Here is a 17,381-nt window from a genome sequence, read left to right as displayed (position 1 = left end):
TCGAAGCGGTAGCGCGTTTGTGTGTCTGTGCTTAATTCTGTTTGTGCCGTTCATTGCGAATGCACCTTGCATCAATGGCACTCGCAATTTCGTCTGCACTTTGTAATGTGCCAATTACCATTGGTACGATCACCGTGGATAGCCGCATTTTCAGCCCCCGTGCGCGATGTGCCTCCGCTACTGATTTGTAACGGGCGTGCACCTCAGGGACGAAGCGTATTACCAGTCCGATCGCCAGCCCGATGTCACGGGCATTGCCTATACCAATCGCCTCCAATGGTCGAGCGGCTTTGGTTATCGTGTCAATAAACTGGCCAATCTTCGTAGTGGTGGTAACTACGGCAGCAAAGAGGGTCAACGATCCCAACCGCATTAGAACAATCGAAGCCGCTTGAACACCGTCCACATAGGCGGTCCAAACAACAACCACAACAATCGTCAGCAGAAGCGGCCATGACTTTAGCCATTGGACAACAGCGGTTCGGCTTGAGATTAGCGAGCCAGCGGCGACAAGTGCAGCGACAACTCCGAGATTTGCCGGAGATTTGAGAATAAACAGCACAACACTTAGCCCAAACAGGGCTATGAGTTTGATTGCAGGCGGTATTCGATGAACCGGCCCATCGCCGCGGACTTCATAAAAGTTCATGATGCAAGCGCCAGATAATGGGCAATCGTCTCGTCAGCCGGTCCGTCATCGATCAGTTTGCCTTGATCGAAGAGCAGTACGCGGTCAAAGCCTGAAAGCAGGGTTAGATCATGGCTGACCACGATAACGTTCTCGTCAAGATCGCGAATGGCGCGTTCTACGATATTCCTGTTTCGCAAATCGAGCTGATTGGTTGGCTCGTCCATAATGACAATATCGGGAGATGTAACGAGAACTGAGGCGAGCGCGGCAAGCTGCAGTTCGCCCCCGGATAGTTCGTGTGCCCTGCGCTCTGCCAGATGCGTAATTCCGACACGATCCAGTACGCTTGAGACCGCGACGGCTATTTCCTGCTTGCCGAGTCCACGCGATTGCAGGCCCAATGCAATATCGTCTTTTATCAGAGGTAGTACGATTTGGTTGGCGGGGTTCTGGAAGATATAGCCAACAGTCGCCCGAACCTTAGCCCCATTGCTCGCGGTATCGTGGCCATTTGTCACGACGCGGCCTGAGGACGGAAGAATTAGCCCGTTCACCATGCGCGAAAAGGTGGTCTTTCCAGATCCGTTTAAGCCGATGATGCCGATACGTCGTTCTGAAAGCTCAAGCGAAAGCGGTTCCAGCACCACCTTACCGGCAAACTTCGCTTCAGCTCTATCAAACAGAATGTTCAACTTTTGATCCCACATAATGCGACTTTGCTTTGCCCTTCGTGGAAGTGGCGGTCAAGGCATTCAATGCAATAAGCGCGGCTAAAGCTCGTTATCGAGTATTGTAATAAGGGCTTTTAGACATTCGGCTTTCCATTTCTGAGTTGCGCAAGCTTTGCAAAAGTTTCAACAAAACGACGGCGGTTTCGTCGATTTGAATAAAATACCCCACAAAATTTGTCATATCAAAGGCTTGAACGGTTGATCCATCAGTGGAACTCTGATCATCTTCTATGAAGGCGTGACTTAGGGAGGGGATCGCTGAATGTCTGTTGTAATGCCCGAATTGCGTGCTGATACCATTCTTTATAACGGCACGATCTGGTGTGGATACGAAGAGGGCACGGTTGAAGCCCTGGCAATCTGGCAAGGTAAAGTACTCGCCGCTGGTAACAAAGATCAAATCTGGTCCCTCAAGGGCGACAAGACAAAAGTGATAGATCTGAAGGGGCGCTTTGCTACCCCCGGATTAAACGATTCTCATCTTCATCTGATCTCCGTTGGGCTTACGCTCAAATGGCTTGATGCGACGCCGAAGGCTGCGCCCACTTTGGAAAGCCTGCTTGGTGCAATACGTGATATGGCAGCCTCCGTTCCCCCAGGGACGTGGATCAGGGCGCGTGGCTATGATCAGACTAAGCTCGATATCGGTCGTCATCCTCATAAATCAGAACTTGATGCTGTCGCTCCAAACCATCCAGTCATGCTGGTGCGTGCCTGCGGTCACGTTTCGATCTTCAATTCGAAAGCTTTTGAACTGGCTGGTATCAATGAAAGTTCGCCTGTTCCAGACGGTGGCTTGATCGAACAGCAAAATGGAGTACTGACAGGAATGGTCGCCGAAAACGCACAAGGTGCGGTTCGCAAAGCGATCCCCACGGCCACCACGGAAGAGATGATCGAAGCCATTGAAGCTGCTGGCAATCTGCTGCTTTCATACGGCATTACTAGCGTTATGGACGCGGCCGTCGGACAGGTTGCAGGCTTTGATGAAATTCGCGCTTACAATTTAGCGAAACTTCAGAAGCGATTGCCAGTACGCACCTGGCTGGTGTTGCTGGGCGATCCTGGGCCGTCGATCGTACAGAAATGCTATGAGGCAGGACTGGTATCCGGTGTCGGCGACGATATGCTGACAGTTGGTGCTGTCAAAATATTCCTAGACGGTTCGGCAGGTGGGCGCACAGCATGGATGAGCAAACCTTATCTGGGTGACGATAACAATATCGGCGTACAGATATTGCCTGATGCGGAACTGGAAGCGCTCGTCCTGGATGCCCATAAAATGGGCTATCAGCTTGCATGTCACGCGATTGGCGATGCGGCCATCGGTCAGCTCATCACAGCCTATGAAAAGGCGCTTGCAGCCTATCCTGATCCGGACCGCCGCCACCGTATCGAACATTGCGGCTTCTCTACGCCTGAACAGCATGAACGGATGAAAAAGGCGGGTATCTATCCATGCCCGCAGCAGGTTTTCATCTACGACTTTGGTGATGCCTATATTTCAGTGCTTGGGGAAGAAAAGGCACTTTCGAGCTATCCGCTCAGGACGTGGAAGGACCTTGGCTTCAAGCCAGCGACTGGCAGCGATGCGCCGGTTTGCCATCCCAACCCTTACCCCAATATCTATTCGATGCTGACGCGCGAAACAGGCAAAGGAACGGTTATGGATGCGCGCGAGCGCGTTTCCATTGAAGAAGCACTCCAGGTCTATACCGAATATGGCGCTTTCTCGCAGAAGCTCGAGAAGGTGAAGGGTAAACTTATACCGGGGCAGGCGGCTGATATTGCGGTCTTTTCGCGCAATATGCTCACGGCAAAACCAGCGGAAATTCTCAACGATACACATTGCGTGCTCACCATTCGTGAAGGCGAGGTGGTGTTCGAACGTTCGTAAGGAGAACAGGCAGCGAAGCTTTGGCCAAGCTGCCTGAAACGTTCATTCGGATAACAAAAAAAAAGTAAAAAAGGGGATAACTATGAGAAAATTTGCATTGCTTGCAGCGATGTCCGTTGCATTGATGACGGGAACCGCAGCTTACGCTGTTGACGAGCCGCGGCCAGGAGGCGTCATCAATTTTGTTGCGCCTTATGGGGACAGCTTCTCGACGCTTGATGTTCAATCGTCGCCAGCAACACAGGACGAGTTTTACGCGAAAGCCATTCATCGTACGCTTTATGATTGGGATGCCGATCAGAACAAGCCTGTTTTGGGCCTCGCAACAGATGTGAGTGTTTCGGACGATAAGCTCGTCTATACTTACAAGCTGCGTCAGGATGCATTTTTCCATGACGGTAAGCCGCTGACAGCAGATGACATTATCTGGAGCTACACCCGGATAATGGATCCTAAGAAGGCGTTCCCACCAGCGCGCTATATCGCTGAGATCAAGGGTGCGGAAGAATACACGCAGGGTAAGGCCAAGGAAATTTCTGGCCTGAAGAAGATCGACGATCATACGCTGGAAATCACCCTCAAGCAGCCAATTGATCCCGGCTATCAGTTCATGCGCAACAATACTGCGATCTATCCGGCAGGTCAGGGCGATAGCGATGAATTCCAGCGTCATCCGATTGGTCTAGGACCATACAAGTTTGCCCAATATGTTCCGGGATCCCGTCTGACGGTTGAAAAGTGGGACAAGTATTACGAAAAAGGCAAACCATACGCCGACAAGATCAATATCATGATCATGGGCGATGCCTCCGCACGCGACGTTGCATTCCGCAATAAGGAAATCGACGTGGCAGTGCTTGGGCCAGCGCAATATACTGCCTATCTTGCGGACCCAGAGCTTTCCAAGAACATGATCGAAGTTGCCGAGGTTTACACCCGCGCTGTCGGCTTTAACCCGGATTTCAAGCCGTTTCAGGATAAGCGTGTTCGTCAGGCGATCAATTACGCCATCGATAGCGATCTGATCATCAAGCGTTTGGTCAAAGACAAGGCCTATCGTGCGGTTGGTTGGCTTCCGAACTCGTCGCCTGCTTTCGACAAAGATGCGAAGCCATATCCATATGATCCTGAAAAAGCCAAGGCCTTGCTTGCAGAAGCCGGTTATCCAGACGGTTTTGAATTCGAGTTGACTGCAACACAGAATGAGAGCTGGGGTTTGACCATCGTTCAGGCAATCATTCCGATGCTGGACAAGGTTGGGATCAAGGTGAAAGCCAAGCCGGTTGAGGCTTCCGTGCTTGCTGATGTGGTCCCGGCCGGTGATTTCCAGGCCTATATGTGGTCGCTGGAAAGCGGTCCGGATGCCCTGACTGCGATGCAGTGCTTCTATTCGACGACACCGCAATCAGCATGTAACTATCAGAAATTCGCTAATGCTGAATTTGACAAGATTGTCGATGAAGCGAAACTAGCTAAAACCGAAGAAGAGAAGAATGAGCTTCTGAAGAAAGCCAACAATCTGTTGCAGGAAGAAGCACCCGTCTGGTTCTTCAACTACAATAAAGCTGTCATGGCACATCAGCCATGGCTGCATGGCTTGCAGCCAAACTCGGCAGAGCTCGCAGTTCAGTCCTATGAAAAGCTTTGGGTAGACGACACGGTTCCGTCCGGTCGTTAGAGCGGGTCTCGATCTGATTGAATCAGATCGGCGCTCAAACTGTTTGTTTTAGCGCGCACCTATTCCGAAAACCGTTTCACACTTTTCGGAATGCGCTCTAATTCCGGCTGATCTGGATCGGCCCGCTCGTTTTCGGGCGGGCCACTGATCCCCTTTGCTCCAGCGTGTTTCGCGCTGATCCGAAAGGAGGACCGTGTGCTCTATTTTATTGTCCGCCGCGTTCTGCAGATGATACCTACAATCATTGCGGTATCACTGCTGATCTTCGTCATTTTCAGCGTTGTTCCGGGAAGCATCGCGACCAGCCTTGTTGCCAATGGCAAGGGTATGAATGACCCGAAAATGGTTGAAAAAATCACGCAGGAGTTTGGGCTCGACAAGCCCGTTCATGTGCGGTTTGGCAACTATCTGGTTCAGTTGGCACAGTTCGATCTCGGAACCTCCTACCGATCAAGGCAGCCGGTGGTCTCGCTCATTCAGGAGCGTATGTGGCCGACACTTAAACTAGCCTTTGCTGCCATGGGCTTTGCTATTCTGATCGGTGTACCACTCGGGTTTCTGGCGGCGCTCAAGCCCGGAAGCATTCTTGACAGCGTAACGATGATAGGCGCGGTTTCAGGCCTCTCACTGCCGCAGTTCTGGCTTGGCCTGCTTGCCATGTACCTCTTCGCCCTGACACTCGGGTGGCTGCCAAGTTTTGGTTATGGAGATGGCGGCATACGCAACATCATACTGCCGGCTCTCACGTTGGGTGTTGCGCCACTTGCGTTGCTGGCACGGACGACACGTGCGGCGGTGCTTGAAGTCATGGGCGCAGATTTCATCCGCACAGCGCGTTCGAAAGGCATGAACAGTTTTCGCCTCGTGAAGTGGCATGTCATGCGCAATGCGCTGGTGCTGATCATTACAACCATCGGTCTGCAGTTCGGGTCGATGATGGGACAGGCCGTAGTGGTTGAGAAGCTATTCTCCTGGCCGGGGCTCGGTTCCTTGCTTATCGACAGTGTTTCGATGCGCGACATCCCTGTGGTTCAAGGAGCAATTCTCGTAATCGTGTTGTGGTTTCTCACCATCAATACGATTGTTGATATCCTCTACGCGGTTATTGATCCGCGCATTAGCCACGAGTAAGCCCATGAAACTGCGTTTCAACCTCGTATTCGGTGGCCTTGTATGCGCTATCATTGTGACGTCCGCGGTGTTTGCACCGCTACTGGCCCATTATAATCCGGTTCTCGATGCTGACCTGATGAATGCAGAACTGCCTCCAGACGCGCAGTTCTGGTTCGGCACTGATGCGCAAGGGCGGGATGTCTATTCTCGCATCCTTTATGGTGCGCAGGTCTCTTTGACTGTTGGTGTCGTATCGCAGTGCATCAACACAGTTATCGGGCTCTGCTTTGGCATTTCGGCAGGTTATTTTGGTGGCTGGTGGGATGATTTCGTCAACGGCCTCACCAATCTGATGCTGGCGATACCTTCGCTTATTTTTGCTCTGGCTATCATGGCTGTTCTCGGCCCCGGTCTGCCGAGCCTCTTGCTTGCACTCGGCTTGACGAACTGGTCATGGACATGCCGCATTGCGCGCAGCTCAACGCTTTCGCTCAAAAAGCAGGGCTATATTCAGGCCGCCAAGATGCTTGGCTACAGTGATGTTCGTATCATGATCACACAGATTGTACCGAATATGATTGGGCCAATCCTCGTTATTGGTACGCTTGGCATGGGTGACGCTATTCTGGCAGAAGCCGCACTTTCTTATCTTGGCCTCGGTATCAGTCCGCCGGAACCAAGCTGGGGTAATATGCTCACCGATGCGCGTGAGCTCATTGTCAGCGCGCCATGGGCTGCAGTTTTTCCCGGCCTCGCCATCTTCTTTACCGTGCTTGGGCTTAATCTTTTCGGTGACGGCCTGCGTGACTGGCTCGATCCGCATATGAGGACGCGTAAGGTATGAGTGAAAAAGCACTTCTTGAAGTCGAAAACCTTCGCATCGACATCGCTTCGGGTTCCGTTCGACATAACGTGGTCGAAGATGTGTCCTTCATGATTGATGCCGGTGAAACATTTGGTCTTGTTGGAGAGTCCGGATGCGGAAAGAGCATAACCGCTTTGTCGATGATTGGACTGTTGCGCAAACCGCTTTCGGTCACAGGCGGCGCGATCCGGTTCAAAGGGCAAGATCTGCAGTCCATGTCATCGCGTGACTTACGAAAGCTACGTGGCAATCGTATCGCGATGATCTTTCAGGAGCCGATGACCGCTCTCAACCCTCTATCTCCTGTTGGCCGGCAGATCGCGGAAATGTTCGTTCTGCACCAGGGCGCGACTTGGCATGAGGCAGAGCAAAAAGCAGTCGAAGCGCTCGGTAGCGTTCAGGTTCCTGCGCCTGAACAGCGTGTGAAGAACTATCCGCACCAGATGTCGGGCGGTATGCGACAGCGTGTGATGATCGCCATTGCGCTGGCTTGTAATCCTGACCTGCTGATCGCGGACGAGCCCACGACTGCGCTAGACGTAACTGTACAGGCAGAAATTCTGCGTCTGATGCAAGAACTTTGCACAGCACGGGGGACGTCTGTACTCATGATCAGTCATGATCTCGGCGTCATTGCCAAAATGTGCCGACGCGTGGGTGTCATGTATGCGGGACATCTTGTCGAAGAAAGAGTAACGGCAGGCCTCTTCCATCATCCGGCACATCCTTATGCCCATGGGCTTCTTGCCTCGCTTCCACAACTTGGCTCACGCCAGAAGGAAGGTCAGCGCCAATTGCAGGAAATCGAAGGCGTTGTGCCCTCGATTTCGGCGTTCTCCCAAGGCTGTAGGTTCGAGCCGCGCTGTAAACGCGCGACTGACATCTGCCGGGCTGAAAAACCCGGATGGACGCCATTGCAAGATGCAGGCTCAGTGAGGTGCTTTCATCATGAATAATATGTATTCGACCAAATTGACTGAGCCTTTGGTCAGCATTGATGATCTTAGTGTTCACTTCCCAATCAGTGGTGGCATATTCAGCCGGTCAACGCAGTTGCTGCGCGCCGTCAACAATCTCAATCTCACCCTTAATAAAGGCGAGTGCTTGTCAATCGTCGGGGAATCCGGTTGCGGTAAATCCACGCTGGCGCTCTCCATCGTTGGCTTGCAGAAGCCAACGAGCGGACAGATTTACTTTGAAGGAAAGCCTATCACAGGCAAGGATGAGCCTTCGCGGCTAGAGCGCGCGAAAATGGCGCAAATGGTTTTCCAGGATCCTTTTGCTTCGCTTAATCCGCGCCAGACTGTTTATACTTCGCTTGCTGCCCCTTTGCGGCTTCATGGGGTGAAATCTCGCAGCGAAGTGGATGGGCGTGTTGAGGAAATCCTACGTCTTGTTGGCCTGAAACCAGAACAGGCAAAGCGTTATCCGCATGAGTTTTCGGGTGGCCAGCGCCAGCGTATCGGCATAGCGCGGGCATTGCTGCTTAATCCAAAAGTTATTGTGCTTGACGAACCGGTATCCGCGCTCGACGTTTCCATACGCGCTCAGATCATAAATCTGCTGCTGGAACTTAAAGAGCAGTTAGGGTTGTCCTATATCATGATCAGCCATGATCTGAGCGTCGTGGAGCACATGAGTGACCGTGTGGCTGTGATGTATTTCGGACAGATTGTCGAAAGCGGCCCATGGGACCGGATATTTTCAAACCCGACGCATCCCTACACACGTCGACTGATATCGGCCATTCCCGATCCGATGACGGAATTGTCCGGTGCGCCTCTTGTTGATGAGAGACGTCCGCCTCAAGCGCCAGAAGGCTTTGGGTTTTATCCTGAAAGTTTTGGTACGCATGATGTGCATCAGTTGCCCCCGCTCACGCAATTGGTCGACATTGGTGGAGGGCAGAGTGTTCGTGTCATTCAGAAAGCATAAAAGCGCTGACCACCAGCGCTTTCGTCAATTTGGATGAGGTGCCGACTCTAACGGCATGCATCTCTCATAGCTTCAATCAGCTGTTATTACTTGCGCAATTCGGCTTCGATGTCGTCGAAAGCTTTGTCTTTGCCAATGCCGGTCAGGAAGGGGAGACCTTTGATGACGGGCTTGGTAACAGACGCCGAAATAGGCGTCGTGGAGACGATGAAATCTACATTGTCGGCGAGAGAAGGAACTTCAGTCGCTTTTGCCTGTTGAGCATTGAAGGTCAGTCCACGCTTTTTCATTTCTTCGGTAACGGCCGCATTCACTGCCGTAGATGTTGCTACACCTGTGCCGCAAGCGAAGAGAATCGTTTTCATTTTAGCCATGGTTTCCTCCAATTGGTGTTCGTGCATTCAATGTAAGGCACAAATATCGTATTTTTTCTTGTCTCGAATTCAGTTGTAAAGACCCTTTATCCTTAAGACGATTAGTCGTTATTGCAGTGCGGCTTCAACGTCCTCAAGCGTGCGCGCAGCCTTCAATCTGTCGAGTGCATCAGCATCCTGAATGGTTGCCATGATCTGCTGCAAGGTCTCAATCTGTTTGTCCTTGTCATTGATGGCAAGCAGAAACACATATCCAACCGGGACAGTTTCTTCCGGATCTTCCATATTGGCGAACTGGATGGGCGACTTCAACGTCGCGAATGCAATGCCAGCCTTGACCACATGTTCAGGATCGGTGTGAGGAACTGCAACGTTATCGTCGCGCTCAAGCGGCAATCCGGTTGGCATGGACAGTTCACGGCTGACGACAGCATCGGCGTAGCTTGGCTTTACATAGCCCAGCTTCTCGAGCTTGCCCGCCAATATCCGGATAATCTCTTCGTTGGTTTTTGCTTCGCTCTGAAGCTCGATCGCTTGTGGGTCGAGATAATCAATCAGACCAGCGGCCATTCCATTCTCCGTTTGAAAAAGACCGCACGTCGATATCGACGTGCGGCTTCGATTATATTGAAAAACTGACAGCCAATATCAGGCAGTCTTTTCTTCCGCAGGTTCATCCTCTGCGCCCGCCGCACGTTCCCATGCGAGTGTGTTGCGACGATAGAGTATGAACAGCAGCGCAATAACAGCAGCAATGACTGCCACGCCAACCGTACCACCAAGCCAGCTGATTGTTTTGATGATAATGTCAGGAACCCACAGGAACCCATCAACCACCGAAGTAATCTGCAAGGCATTTTCAGGTAGCTTGAAGCCCGACGATACAGCCGCGCTGGTGAACAATGGCGCAAGCGCATTGGCGACATAGAAGCCAATGGCCAGTGTGATGGTTCCAACGACGACCATGCGGAACACGTTTCCTTTCAGAAGCGGTGCAGTCATGGCGACGATGAACGGAATGACGGCGAGATCGGCGAACAGGATCACGCGGTTACCCGGCAGTATGACCGATAGAATGATAGCTATCGGTACAAGAATGAGCGCCGACGAGATCGCTGCCGGATGACCGATAAGGATAGCCGAATCGAGGCCGACCAGAAGTTCGCGGTCGCCTGTGCGCTTGCGTACAAATTCCTGTGCAGCATCAGAAACCGGCAACAGACCTTCCATCAGGATTTTGACCATACGCGGCAGGAGCAGCATAACCGCTGCCAGCGTCATGCCGGTGCCCAGAACCTTGGCAAGCACGGTGCCGAAGTCACCCGCGTTATAGAATGCGATAAGACCGAGCACGAGACCTATGATCAGACCCATCACAACCGGCTCACCAAAAACCCCAAAGCGACGTTCGATGGTTTCGGTATTGATGTTGATCTTGTTGATGCCGGGGATGCGATCCATGACCCAGTTCAGCACAATCGCGATTGGCAGGATCTGTGCGGAAGCCAGATGCGGTACCGAAACACCTGGAATGCCATAGAACTGCTGAACAGCGCGTGCCGACCAGTCAGCAAACAGCAGAGACAAAGCCGCAACGAGTGCTGCAACAATAATGCCGTAAGCGATGTTATCCGTTGCGGCGACAACCAGTGAGCCTACGAAAGCGAAGTGCCAGAAGTTCCACACGTCGACATTCAGCGTACGCGTCCAGCGCATCAGCAGAAGCGCGATATTGACCAGAATGCCAACTGGAATAACCCACAAGCCTACGGATGAACCAAAGGCAATGGCCGCAGCGGAAGGCCAGCCCACATCGACGATATCGCGCTTGATGCCTGTATTGGTAACGATTGCCTGAGCCACTTCACCGATAGAGGTGAACATGAGGCCAAGGACCAGATTGATACCGATGAAAGCGACGCCAATGGTTATGGCTGCACGGAAGGCTTTGCCAACCTTTGCCCCAAGTACCACTGCAATAATGAAAATTACGATAGGCAACAGAACCGTTGCCCCAAGCGTATCGACTGCCGTTTTTAGTCCGCTCAGAAATGCGTCCATTTATTTCTCCTCCCCCTCGGAACACTTCCCAAAGTGCACCGAGCTAACAGAACGTCATTATTAGCTCGCACGTATCGACGTTTCAAAATGTGAACTGGGCGAAACGGCAGAACATTTGTATTCTATAGCAAACTAAAGTTGAATAACAAGATGGCATTTCGAGGGGTGTGAATGTTGCAATAAATGAACACTGGTATTGACTTAGAAACAAATGTTCATTAATCGATAGTGCATCAGAGGAGACTGCGAAAGTTTTGCAGGGACGTTCAGGAGGAAACGATGGCAACCAACGTGGCGTTGACAGGTTTGGCGCGTGATATGCAGGCGCGGGCGGATAGTGGGCGACCAATTCGCATCGGACTGATTGGCTCTGGCGAAATGGGCACTGACATCGTCACACGCGTTGCGCATATGCCGGGCATCGAGGTTGGCGCTATTTCTGAACTGCGCGTTCCCAATGCACTCAAGGCCGTGGATATTGCTTTTCAGGAAGAAGGCCATGGCCGCGAGGTTTCGACTGCTTCCGACCTGACTGCTGCTATGGAAGCGCACAAGGTTGCTGTAACCGACAATGCCAATCTGATCCTCGAAAACGATCTTATCGATGTCGTTATCGATGCAACCGGCGTTCCGGCTGTGGGGGCTGAAATCGGCCTGCGCGCCATGGAGCATGGCAAGCATCTTGTCATGATGAATGTTGAAGCGGACGTCACCATCGGTGCTTATCTGAAAGCCGAAGCCGAACGCCTTGGCGTTACCTATTCACTGGGCGCAGGCGATGAGCCGTCATCCTGCATGGAGCTGATCGAGTTTGTGACCGCGATGGGCCACCCGATTGTGGCTGCGGGCAAGGGCAAGAACAATCCACTCAATATCGACGCGGTTCCTGACCAATATATGGAAGAAGCCACGCGCCGTAATATGAACGTGCGTATGCTGGTGGAATTTGTTGATGGTTCAAAAACCATGGTCGAAATGGCTGCTATTGCCAACGCCACAGGTCTTGTCCCCGATAAAGCCGGTATGCACGGTCCAGCTGCAACGCTCGACCAGCTCAACAAAACCCTGATCCCTGAGAAGGATGGCGGCGTGCTGTCGAAGGTCGGTGTGGTTGATTATTCCATCGGCAAGGGTGTTGCTCCGGGCGTGTTTGTCGTGGCCGACATGTCTCATCCGCGTATTTCGGAGCGCATGGAAGATCTGAAAATGGGCAAGGGTCCATATTTTACGTTCCACCGCCCTTATCACCTGACTTCCCTTGAAGTGCCGCTCACCTGCGCCCGCGTTGTGCTCTATGGCAAGCCGGACATGGTTCCGCTTTCAAAGCCCGTCGCGGAAGTGGCTGCGGTTGCAAAGAAGGACATGCAGCCGGGCGAAAAGCTCGATGCCATCGGCGAATACTGCTATCGCGCGTGGATCATGACTTCGGGCGAGGCGCGTAGCGCGCATGCGATCCCATGCGGGTTGTTGCAGGGTGGCAGCGTGACCAAGCCGATCAAAAAAGGCGAACTCATCACTTACGACAACGCGGCTGTAGCTCCCGGCTCCAAGATTGCCGAGCTGCGCGCACGTCAGGACAAGCTCGTTTACGGAGCGTGAGGACAAAACATCATGGTTCAAGCCAAAAAAGTCGAACCGCAGGATACGGGCGACCGTCACAACTTGCCTTATGCTTTCCGCACTTATTCGCCGGAACAGCTGAAAGAAGCACTGCATAAAATGTACCTTATCCGCCGCTTTGAAGAAGGCGCGGAAGAAAGCTACACGCGTGGTCTCATTCACGGAACAATGCATCTTTCCATCGGGCAGGAAGCAAGCGCGATGGGATCGTGCCTGCCTCTTAATGACGATGATATGATCACCTCGACCCATCGTGGTCATGGTCACTGCATCGCCAAGGGTGCGGACGTGAAGCGTATGTTTGCGGAGTTTTTCGGCAAGGAAACCGGCTATTGCAAAGGCCGTGGCGGTTCGATGCACATTGCCGATGTTTCCAAGGGAAATCTCGGTGCGAACGGTATTGTCGGCGGCGGCATTCCGATCGCGGTCGGTGCGGCTCTTTCCGCAAAGAAGCAGAAAAACGGTAAGGTTGTCGTGTCGTTCTTTGGCGATGGCGCGAACAATGAAGGCGCCTTTCATGAAGCACTCAACATGGCCTCGGTTTGGAAGCTGCCGGTCGTTTTCATCTGTGAAAATAACGGCTACGGCATGTCCACCTCGACCAAGCGCTCTACGGCAGTTGCCAATGTTGCTGACCGCGCCTCGGCCTATAACATGCCGGGCGTGATCGTAGACGGCAACAATCTGTCGGAAGTGGCAGAGGCCGTGAATGAAGCCACCGAACGCGCACGGCGCGGCGATGGGCCTACACTCATTGAAAACAAAACATACCGCATTCGTGGTCATTCCAAGAGCGATCGCAACCGCTATCGCACCAAGGAAGAAATAGAGCATTGGCAGAATGATCGCGATCCCATCGCGCATTTTGAGGCCGATTTGAAAGCTTATGGCTTCATCAACGACGCCGAGATCGAGGCAATCCGCGCTGAGGTGGAAAAGGAAATCGCGGACGCGATTGAATTCGCCAAGAACAGCCCGGCGCCTGATCTGACCAACCTTACCCGCGACGTTTACACGGACGATATTTGAACATGGACACGACAATCCGTGAGTTGAGCTATTCGCAAGCCATTCAGGAAGCAATGGCAATTGCCATGGAACGCGACGACCGCGTGTTCCTGATGGGTGAAGATATTGGCGTCTATGGCGGCGCATTTCAGGTGACAGGTGATCTGGTGCATCGCTTTGGCGAAGACCGGGTTATGGATACGCCCATTTCAGAACTGGGTGGTGCAGGTGTTGCGGTCGGTGCAGCTCTGACCGGTATGCGTCCGATTTTTGAATTCCAGTTCTCCGACTTTGCAGCACTTGCTATGGAGCAGATCGTCAATCAGGCGGCAAAAATCCGCTACATGCTTGGCGGTGCGGTTTCTGTGCCGCTGGTCATGCGCTTCCCGGCTGGCTCGGGAACAGGTGCTGCGGCGCAGCACAGCCAGAGCTTAGAGGCTTGGCTTGGTCATGTTCCGGGTCTCAAGGTTTTGCAGCCTTCGACGCCTTATGATGCCAAGGGCATGTTGCTTGCAGCCGTTGAAGATCCCGATCCAGTTATGATTTTCGAGCACAAGCTTCTCTATAAAACTAAAGGTCCGGTTCCTGAAGGCTTCTACACTGTGCCAATCGGCGAGGCAGAAGTGGTTCGTGAAGGCCGCGATCTCACAATCGTTGCAACAGCGATCATGGTGCACAAGGCGCTTGATGCGGCCGCTGAACTTGCCAAGGAAGGCATTGATGTTGAAGTGATCGATCTGCGCACAGTGCGCCCGATTGATCGCGAAACCATCATTAAAAGCGTCAAGAAGACGTCCAAGCTCCTCTGCGTTTATGAAGCGGTCAAGACCCTTGGCATCGGCGCTGAAATCTCTGCAATCGTCGCGGAAAGTGATGCCTTTGACTATCTTGATGCGCCAATCGTGCGTCTTGGCGGGGCAGAAACTCCAATTCCTTACAATCCTGATCTTGAACGCGCGACTGTTCCACAGGTGCCTGATATCCTGAAAAGCGCCCGTGATCTGGCTAAAGGAGTGCGCTGACTATGGCTGTGGAAGTCATTCTCCCCAAGGTCGATATGGATATGGAGACGGGGCAGATTTCGCGCTGGTATGCCAAGGATGGCGATACCGTCACGAAGGGCCAGCTTCTCTTTGAAATTGAGACTGACAAGGCGGCGATGGAAGTCGACGCTCCGGCATCAGGCATCATTGCGGATATCAGTGCCGCAGAAGGCGCCGTTGTCCCGGTTGGTCAGACAGTCGCCTGGATTTACGACGAAGGTGAAGAGCGTAATGCCAAGTCACCGCCCGTCGTTGAAGAGCCAATTGCTGCTGCGCCCGTCGAAACTATCATTGAGACGGTAGCACCAAAACCGGTTGAACCAAAATCCTCCCAGGACGATAAAAATGGTTCAGCAGATGATGTGCGGGCAACACCGCTTGCACGTCGGCTTGCGCGTGAGGCAGGTATTGATCTGGCCAGCATTCAGGGCTCAGGTCCGAAGGGCCGCGTGCAGAAAAAGGATGTTGAAGGCGATATCGGCATTCTAAAGCCTGAGGTGCCGGCCAAATCGCCCGCGATTAAAAATGCTGAACCGTCCTCTGCGGGACAGCTTAATGCAGTCTGGTTGCGTGAGGGCGAGGCGGATCGGTTGCCGATTGTTCTGATCCACGGCTTTGCTGCGGACCTCAACTCATGGCGTGGCTTGTTTGCCGGGGCATCGCTTGGCCACCCGATACTGGCACTTGATCTTCCGGGACACGGCAATTCACCACGTGTCGTTCCTGAGAGCATTGATGACATTGCCGCTGCCGTTGAAGCGACGCTCTCTGCTTTCGGTGTGGCGTCGTGCCTGTTGGTCGGTCACTCGCTTGGTGGAGCTGTCGCCACAGTCACCGCTGCGCGTGGCGTCGTCGATGTGCGTTCCCTGTTGCTAATTTCTTCGGGGGGCTTGGGACCGCCGGTCAATGGCGCCTTCATAAAGGGTCTTGTCGGCGCGAAAAGTGAAGCCAGCATCGTTCCCTGGTTGAAGCTGCTCGTTGCCGATGAGAGCCATCTGACGAAGCCGTTCATCAATGCAACAGTTGCACAAGCCGCTGATGCAGAACTGCGCGATACGCAGGAAGCGATAGGTGCCCGGTTCTTTGCAGACGGCACGCAAACCTTCGAGGTTCGTTCAAGCTTTGCCTCGCTTGCAATGCCGGTGCGGCTCATCTTCGGTGCCGAAGATCGGGTAATTCCCGTCGCTCAAGCCCATGGTTTGCCGGGGAAGGTTGGCGTCCACATTTTCGCAGGTTGTGGACATATGCCACAAATTGAAGAGCGGGCAGCGGTGTTGCAAATTCTCAAAGAATGCGCCGCCGCTGCCAATTAACACCAGCCTAAAACAAATTTAAAAAGCACATCGTTTTGCGACGATGTGCTTTTTGTTTTTAGCCTTATTAAGCCTTGTCTTTCAGCATCTGTGCCGCACTTTCTTCATCGGTGATGAGAACGGTGGGTTTCAGGAGCTCGATTGCGCCAAGCAGGGCGGCAATCTTCTCTTTGCCGCCTGATGTGAGAATACGCTGCGGCGTCTTTTGAAGACTTTCAATTTTGGCCGACATGACGCGATCATGCACGGGATCATCAACGATCTTGCCGTTTTTGTCATAGAAGTGGAAAAGCACGTCGCCAACAGCGCCATTCGCGATGAGCGAGAGCTTCTGTTCTTCGTCAATCAGGCCGACGCGATAAGACGTGCTGCTGGCCGTCTGAATGTCACCGACGCTGAGCAGAACCATGTCCAGTTCTTCGGCCATATCCAGTACGGTATTCAATCCACAACGTTCGATAAGAGCGATCCGCGTTTCCTTGCTATCAACCAACGCAGGGGCGGGGATCAGATAACCTTCACCCTGAAAAATCTGTGCAAACTGCCACGCAAATTCCGGCGGATTTGAACGACGTGGCTGCACGATGCCGCCGAGGAGCGAGATCACTTTCAAGTCATTGAGCGGGCGCGCACCGATATGTTGAAGCGTGCTGGAAAGAGTCCGCCCCCAGCCGACGCCAATCGTCATGCCGTGCTGCACCTTTTCCGACAGATAGGCACCAGTGGCAGCACTAATCGGTGGGATGGGGTCAATGTCGGATGACGAGAGCGGCGCGACAATCGCCCGTTCCAGACCAAAGGTCTTTTCAAGCTCTACTTCGAGTGCAGTCAGACTTGCCAGCTTGCCTTCGATGGTAATTTTTACTTCATTGCGAGCACGGGCATCAGCGAGAAGACGAACGATTGTGACACGACCAACACCAAGCGCTTCTGCGATGTCATTCTGGGTCATTTGTTCGACGTAATACATCCACGCGGCACGTGTTCTCAACCGGCTCGTGCGGTTTTCGGCGGCAACGCCTTCCGATCCAATGATGAGGTCAGCTGTCTCCGGATTCTTTTGCGTCTTCTTGCCAGCTTTTTTCAAAATAATCCCTCAAATTATTGGCGCA

General features: G+C 52.9%; 16 protein-coding genes. 10 read left to right on the top strand and 6 right to left on the bottom strand.

Annotated features, from left to right (window positions below):
* Positions 1-31 precede the first annotated feature (31 nt).
* Positions 32-649 carry an energy-coupling factor transporter transmembrane component T family protein gene (locus ACSME1_RS18995; protein ID WP_435655216.1) on the bottom strand — a complete coding sequence of 206 codons (618 nt, stop codon included), beginning with the start codon at positions 647-649 and terminating at the stop codon, positions 32-34.
* Positions 646-1,323: an energy-coupling factor ABC transporter ATP-binding protein gene (locus ACSME1_RS18990; protein ID WP_435655215.1), complete on the bottom strand. Its 678-nt coding sequence runs from the start codon at positions 1,321-1,323 to the stop codon at positions 646-648. Before ACSME1_RS18990 ends, ACSME1_RS18995 begins: the two co-directional genes overlap by 4 nt.
* 313 nt (positions 1,324-1,636) lie before the next feature.
* On the opposite strand from ACSME1_RS18990, the gene ACSME1_RS18985 reads away from it, so the two are divergent.
* The 6 genes from ACSME1_RS18985 (at position 1,637) to ACSME1_RS18960 (ending at position 8,850) form a co-directional block, all read left to right on the top strand.
* Complete coding sequence (locus tag ACSME1_RS18985; protein ID WP_435655467.1) at positions 1,637-3,259, top strand: amidohydrolase; 1,623 nt, start codon at positions 1,637-1,639, stop codon at positions 3,257-3,259.
* Between the two features lie 82 nt (positions 3,260-3,341).
* Positions 3,342-4,937: an ABC transporter substrate-binding protein gene (locus ACSME1_RS18980; protein ID WP_435655214.1), complete on the top strand. Its 1,596-nt coding sequence runs from the start codon at positions 3,342-3,344 to the stop codon at positions 4,935-4,937.
* Between the two features lie 195 nt (positions 4,938-5,132).
* Positions 5,133-6,068, top strand: coding sequence for an ABC transporter permease (locus tag ACSME1_RS18975; protein ID WP_435655213.1), 936 nt, complete (start codon positions 5,133-5,135; stop codon positions 6,066-6,068).
* Between the two features lie 4 nt (positions 6,069-6,072).
* On the top strand, positions 6,073-6,894 hold the full coding sequence (locus tag ACSME1_RS18970; RefSeq protein WP_435655212.1) for an ABC transporter permease: 822 nt from the start codon (positions 6,073-6,075) through the stop codon (positions 6,892-6,894).
* A complete protein-coding gene (locus ACSME1_RS18965; protein ID WP_435655211.1) occupies positions 6,891-7,871 on the top strand; it encodes an ABC transporter ATP-binding protein in 981 nt (326 codons plus the stop codon). The genes ACSME1_RS18970 and ACSME1_RS18965 overlap by 4 nt, the downstream gene beginning before the upstream one ends.
* Entirely contained in the window at positions 7,864-8,850 is a 987-nt protein-coding gene (locus ACSME1_RS18960) for an ABC transporter ATP-binding protein (RefSeq protein WP_435655210.1), read from the top strand. The genes ACSME1_RS18965 and ACSME1_RS18960 overlap by 8 nt, the downstream gene beginning before the upstream one ends.
* A gap of 86 nt (positions 8,851-8,936) precedes the next feature.
* On the opposite strand, the gene ACSME1_RS18955 is transcribed toward ACSME1_RS18960, so the two are convergent.
* From ACSME1_RS18955 to ACSME1_RS18945, 3 genes are all read right to left on the bottom strand, one after another.
* On the bottom strand, positions 8,937-9,224 hold the full coding sequence (locus ACSME1_RS18955; protein WP_024896488.1) for a PTS sugar transporter subunit IIB: 288 nt from the start codon (positions 9,222-9,224) through the stop codon (positions 8,937-8,939).
* A gap of 108 nt (positions 9,225-9,332) precedes the next feature.
* Positions 9,333-9,794, bottom strand: a complete 462-nt coding sequence (locus ACSME1_RS18950; protein WP_435655209.1) for a PTS sugar transporter subunit IIA — start codon at positions 9,792-9,794, stop codon at positions 9,333-9,335.
* Between the two features lie 78 nt (positions 9,795-9,872).
* Positions 9,873-11,285, bottom strand: coding sequence for a PTS galactitol transporter subunit IIC (locus ACSME1_RS18945; protein ID WP_024896486.1), 1,413 nt, complete (start codon positions 11,283-11,285; stop codon positions 9,873-9,875).
* A 279-nt stretch (positions 11,286-11,564) separates the two neighbouring features.
* On the opposite strand from ACSME1_RS18945, the gene ACSME1_RS18940 reads away from it, so the two are divergent.
* Genes ACSME1_RS18940 through ACSME1_RS18925 form a run of 4 tightly spaced genes read left to right on the top strand, consistent with a single transcriptional unit; the run spans position 11,565 to position 16,269 of the window.
* A complete protein-coding gene (locus ACSME1_RS18940) occupies positions 11,565-12,884 on the top strand; it encodes an NAD(P)H-dependent oxidoreductase (protein ID WP_024896485.1) in 1,320 nt (439 codons plus the stop codon).
* A gap of 12 nt (positions 12,885-12,896) precedes the next feature.
* Positions 12,897-13,934, top strand: a complete 1,038-nt coding sequence (locus tag ACSME1_RS18935; protein ID WP_435655208.1) for a thiamine pyrophosphate-dependent dehydrogenase E1 component subunit alpha — start codon at positions 12,897-12,899, stop codon at positions 13,932-13,934.
* Between the two features lie 2 nt (positions 13,935-13,936).
* The gene (locus tag ACSME1_RS18930) at positions 13,937-14,935 is read left to right on the top strand and encodes an alpha-ketoacid dehydrogenase subunit beta (RefSeq protein WP_435655207.1); all 999 of its coding nucleotides are present in this window, start codon (positions 13,937-13,939) and stop codon (positions 14,933-14,935) included.
* Between the two features lie 2 nt (positions 14,936-14,937).
* Complete coding sequence (locus tag ACSME1_RS18925) at positions 14,938-16,269, top strand: acetoin dehydrogenase dihydrolipoyllysine-residue acetyltransferase subunit (protein WP_435655206.1); 1,332 nt, start codon at positions 14,938-14,940, stop codon at positions 16,267-16,269.
* A 67-nt stretch (positions 16,270-16,336) separates the two neighbouring features.
* Here the strand turns inward: ACSME1_RS18925 and ACSME1_RS18920 are convergent, their stop codons facing one another.
* A complete protein-coding gene (locus ACSME1_RS18920; protein ID WP_024896481.1) occupies positions 16,337-17,356 on the bottom strand; it encodes a sugar-binding transcriptional regulator in 1,020 nt (339 codons plus the stop codon).
* Positions 17,357-17,381 lie beyond the last annotated feature (25 nt).

Origin of the sequence: Brucella pituitosa (genome assembly GCF_965577835.1) — a bacterium.
In the GTDB taxonomy this organism is placed as follows: Bacteria; Pseudomonadota; Alphaproteobacteria; order Rhizobiales; family Rhizobiaceae; genus Brucella; species Brucella pituitosa.
This window is presented reverse-complemented; position numbering and strand designations above follow the sequence as displayed.

Bases quoted from the DNA above. Each gene is read 5' to 3' on its own strand.
- ACSME1_RS18995 (WP_435655216.1), bottom strand. From the start codon at position 649: ATGAACTTTTATGAAGTCCGCGGCGATGGGCCGGTTCATCGAATACCG.
- ACSME1_RS18985 (WP_435655467.1), top strand. From the start codon at position 1,637: ATGCCCGAATTGCGTGCTGATACCATTCTTTATAACGGCACGATCTGG.
- ACSME1_RS18980 (WP_435655214.1), top strand. From the start codon at position 3,342: ATGAGAAAATTTGCATTGCTTGCAGCGATGTCCGTTGCATTGATGACG.
- ACSME1_RS18970 (WP_435655212.1), top strand. From the start codon at position 6,073: ATGAAACTGCGTTTCAACCTCGTATTCGGTGGCCTTGTATGCGCTATC.
- ACSME1_RS18965 (WP_435655211.1), top strand. From the start codon at position 6,891: ATGAGTGAAAAAGCACTTCTTGAAGTCGAAAACCTTCGCATCGACATC.
- ACSME1_RS18960 (WP_435655210.1), top strand. From the start codon at position 7,864: ATGAATAATATGTATTCGACCAAATTGACTGAGCCTTTGGTCAGCATT.
- ACSME1_RS18955 (WP_024896488.1), bottom strand. From the start codon at position 9,224: ATGGCTAAAATGAAAACGATTCTCTTCGCTTGCGGCACAGGTGTAGCA.
- ACSME1_RS18950 (WP_435655209.1), bottom strand. From the start codon at position 9,794: ATGGCCGCTGGTCTGATTGATTATCTCGACCCACAAGCGATCGAGCTT.
- ACSME1_RS18945 (WP_024896486.1), bottom strand. From the start codon at position 11,285: ATGGACGCATTTCTGAGCGGACTAAAAACGGCAGTCGATACGCTTGGG.
- ACSME1_RS18940 (WP_024896485.1), top strand. From the start codon at position 11,565: ATGGCAACCAACGTGGCGTTGACAGGTTTGGCGCGTGATATGCAGGCG.
- ACSME1_RS18935 (WP_435655208.1), top strand. From the start codon at position 12,897: ATGGTTCAAGCCAAAAAAGTCGAACCGCAGGATACGGGCGACCGTCAC.
- ACSME1_RS18930 (WP_435655207.1), top strand. From the start codon at position 13,937: ATGGACACGACAATCCGTGAGTTGAGCTATTCGCAAGCCATTCAGGAA.
- ACSME1_RS18925 (WP_435655206.1), top strand. From the start codon at position 14,938: ATGGCTGTGGAAGTCATTCTCCCCAAGGTCGATATGGATATGGAGACG.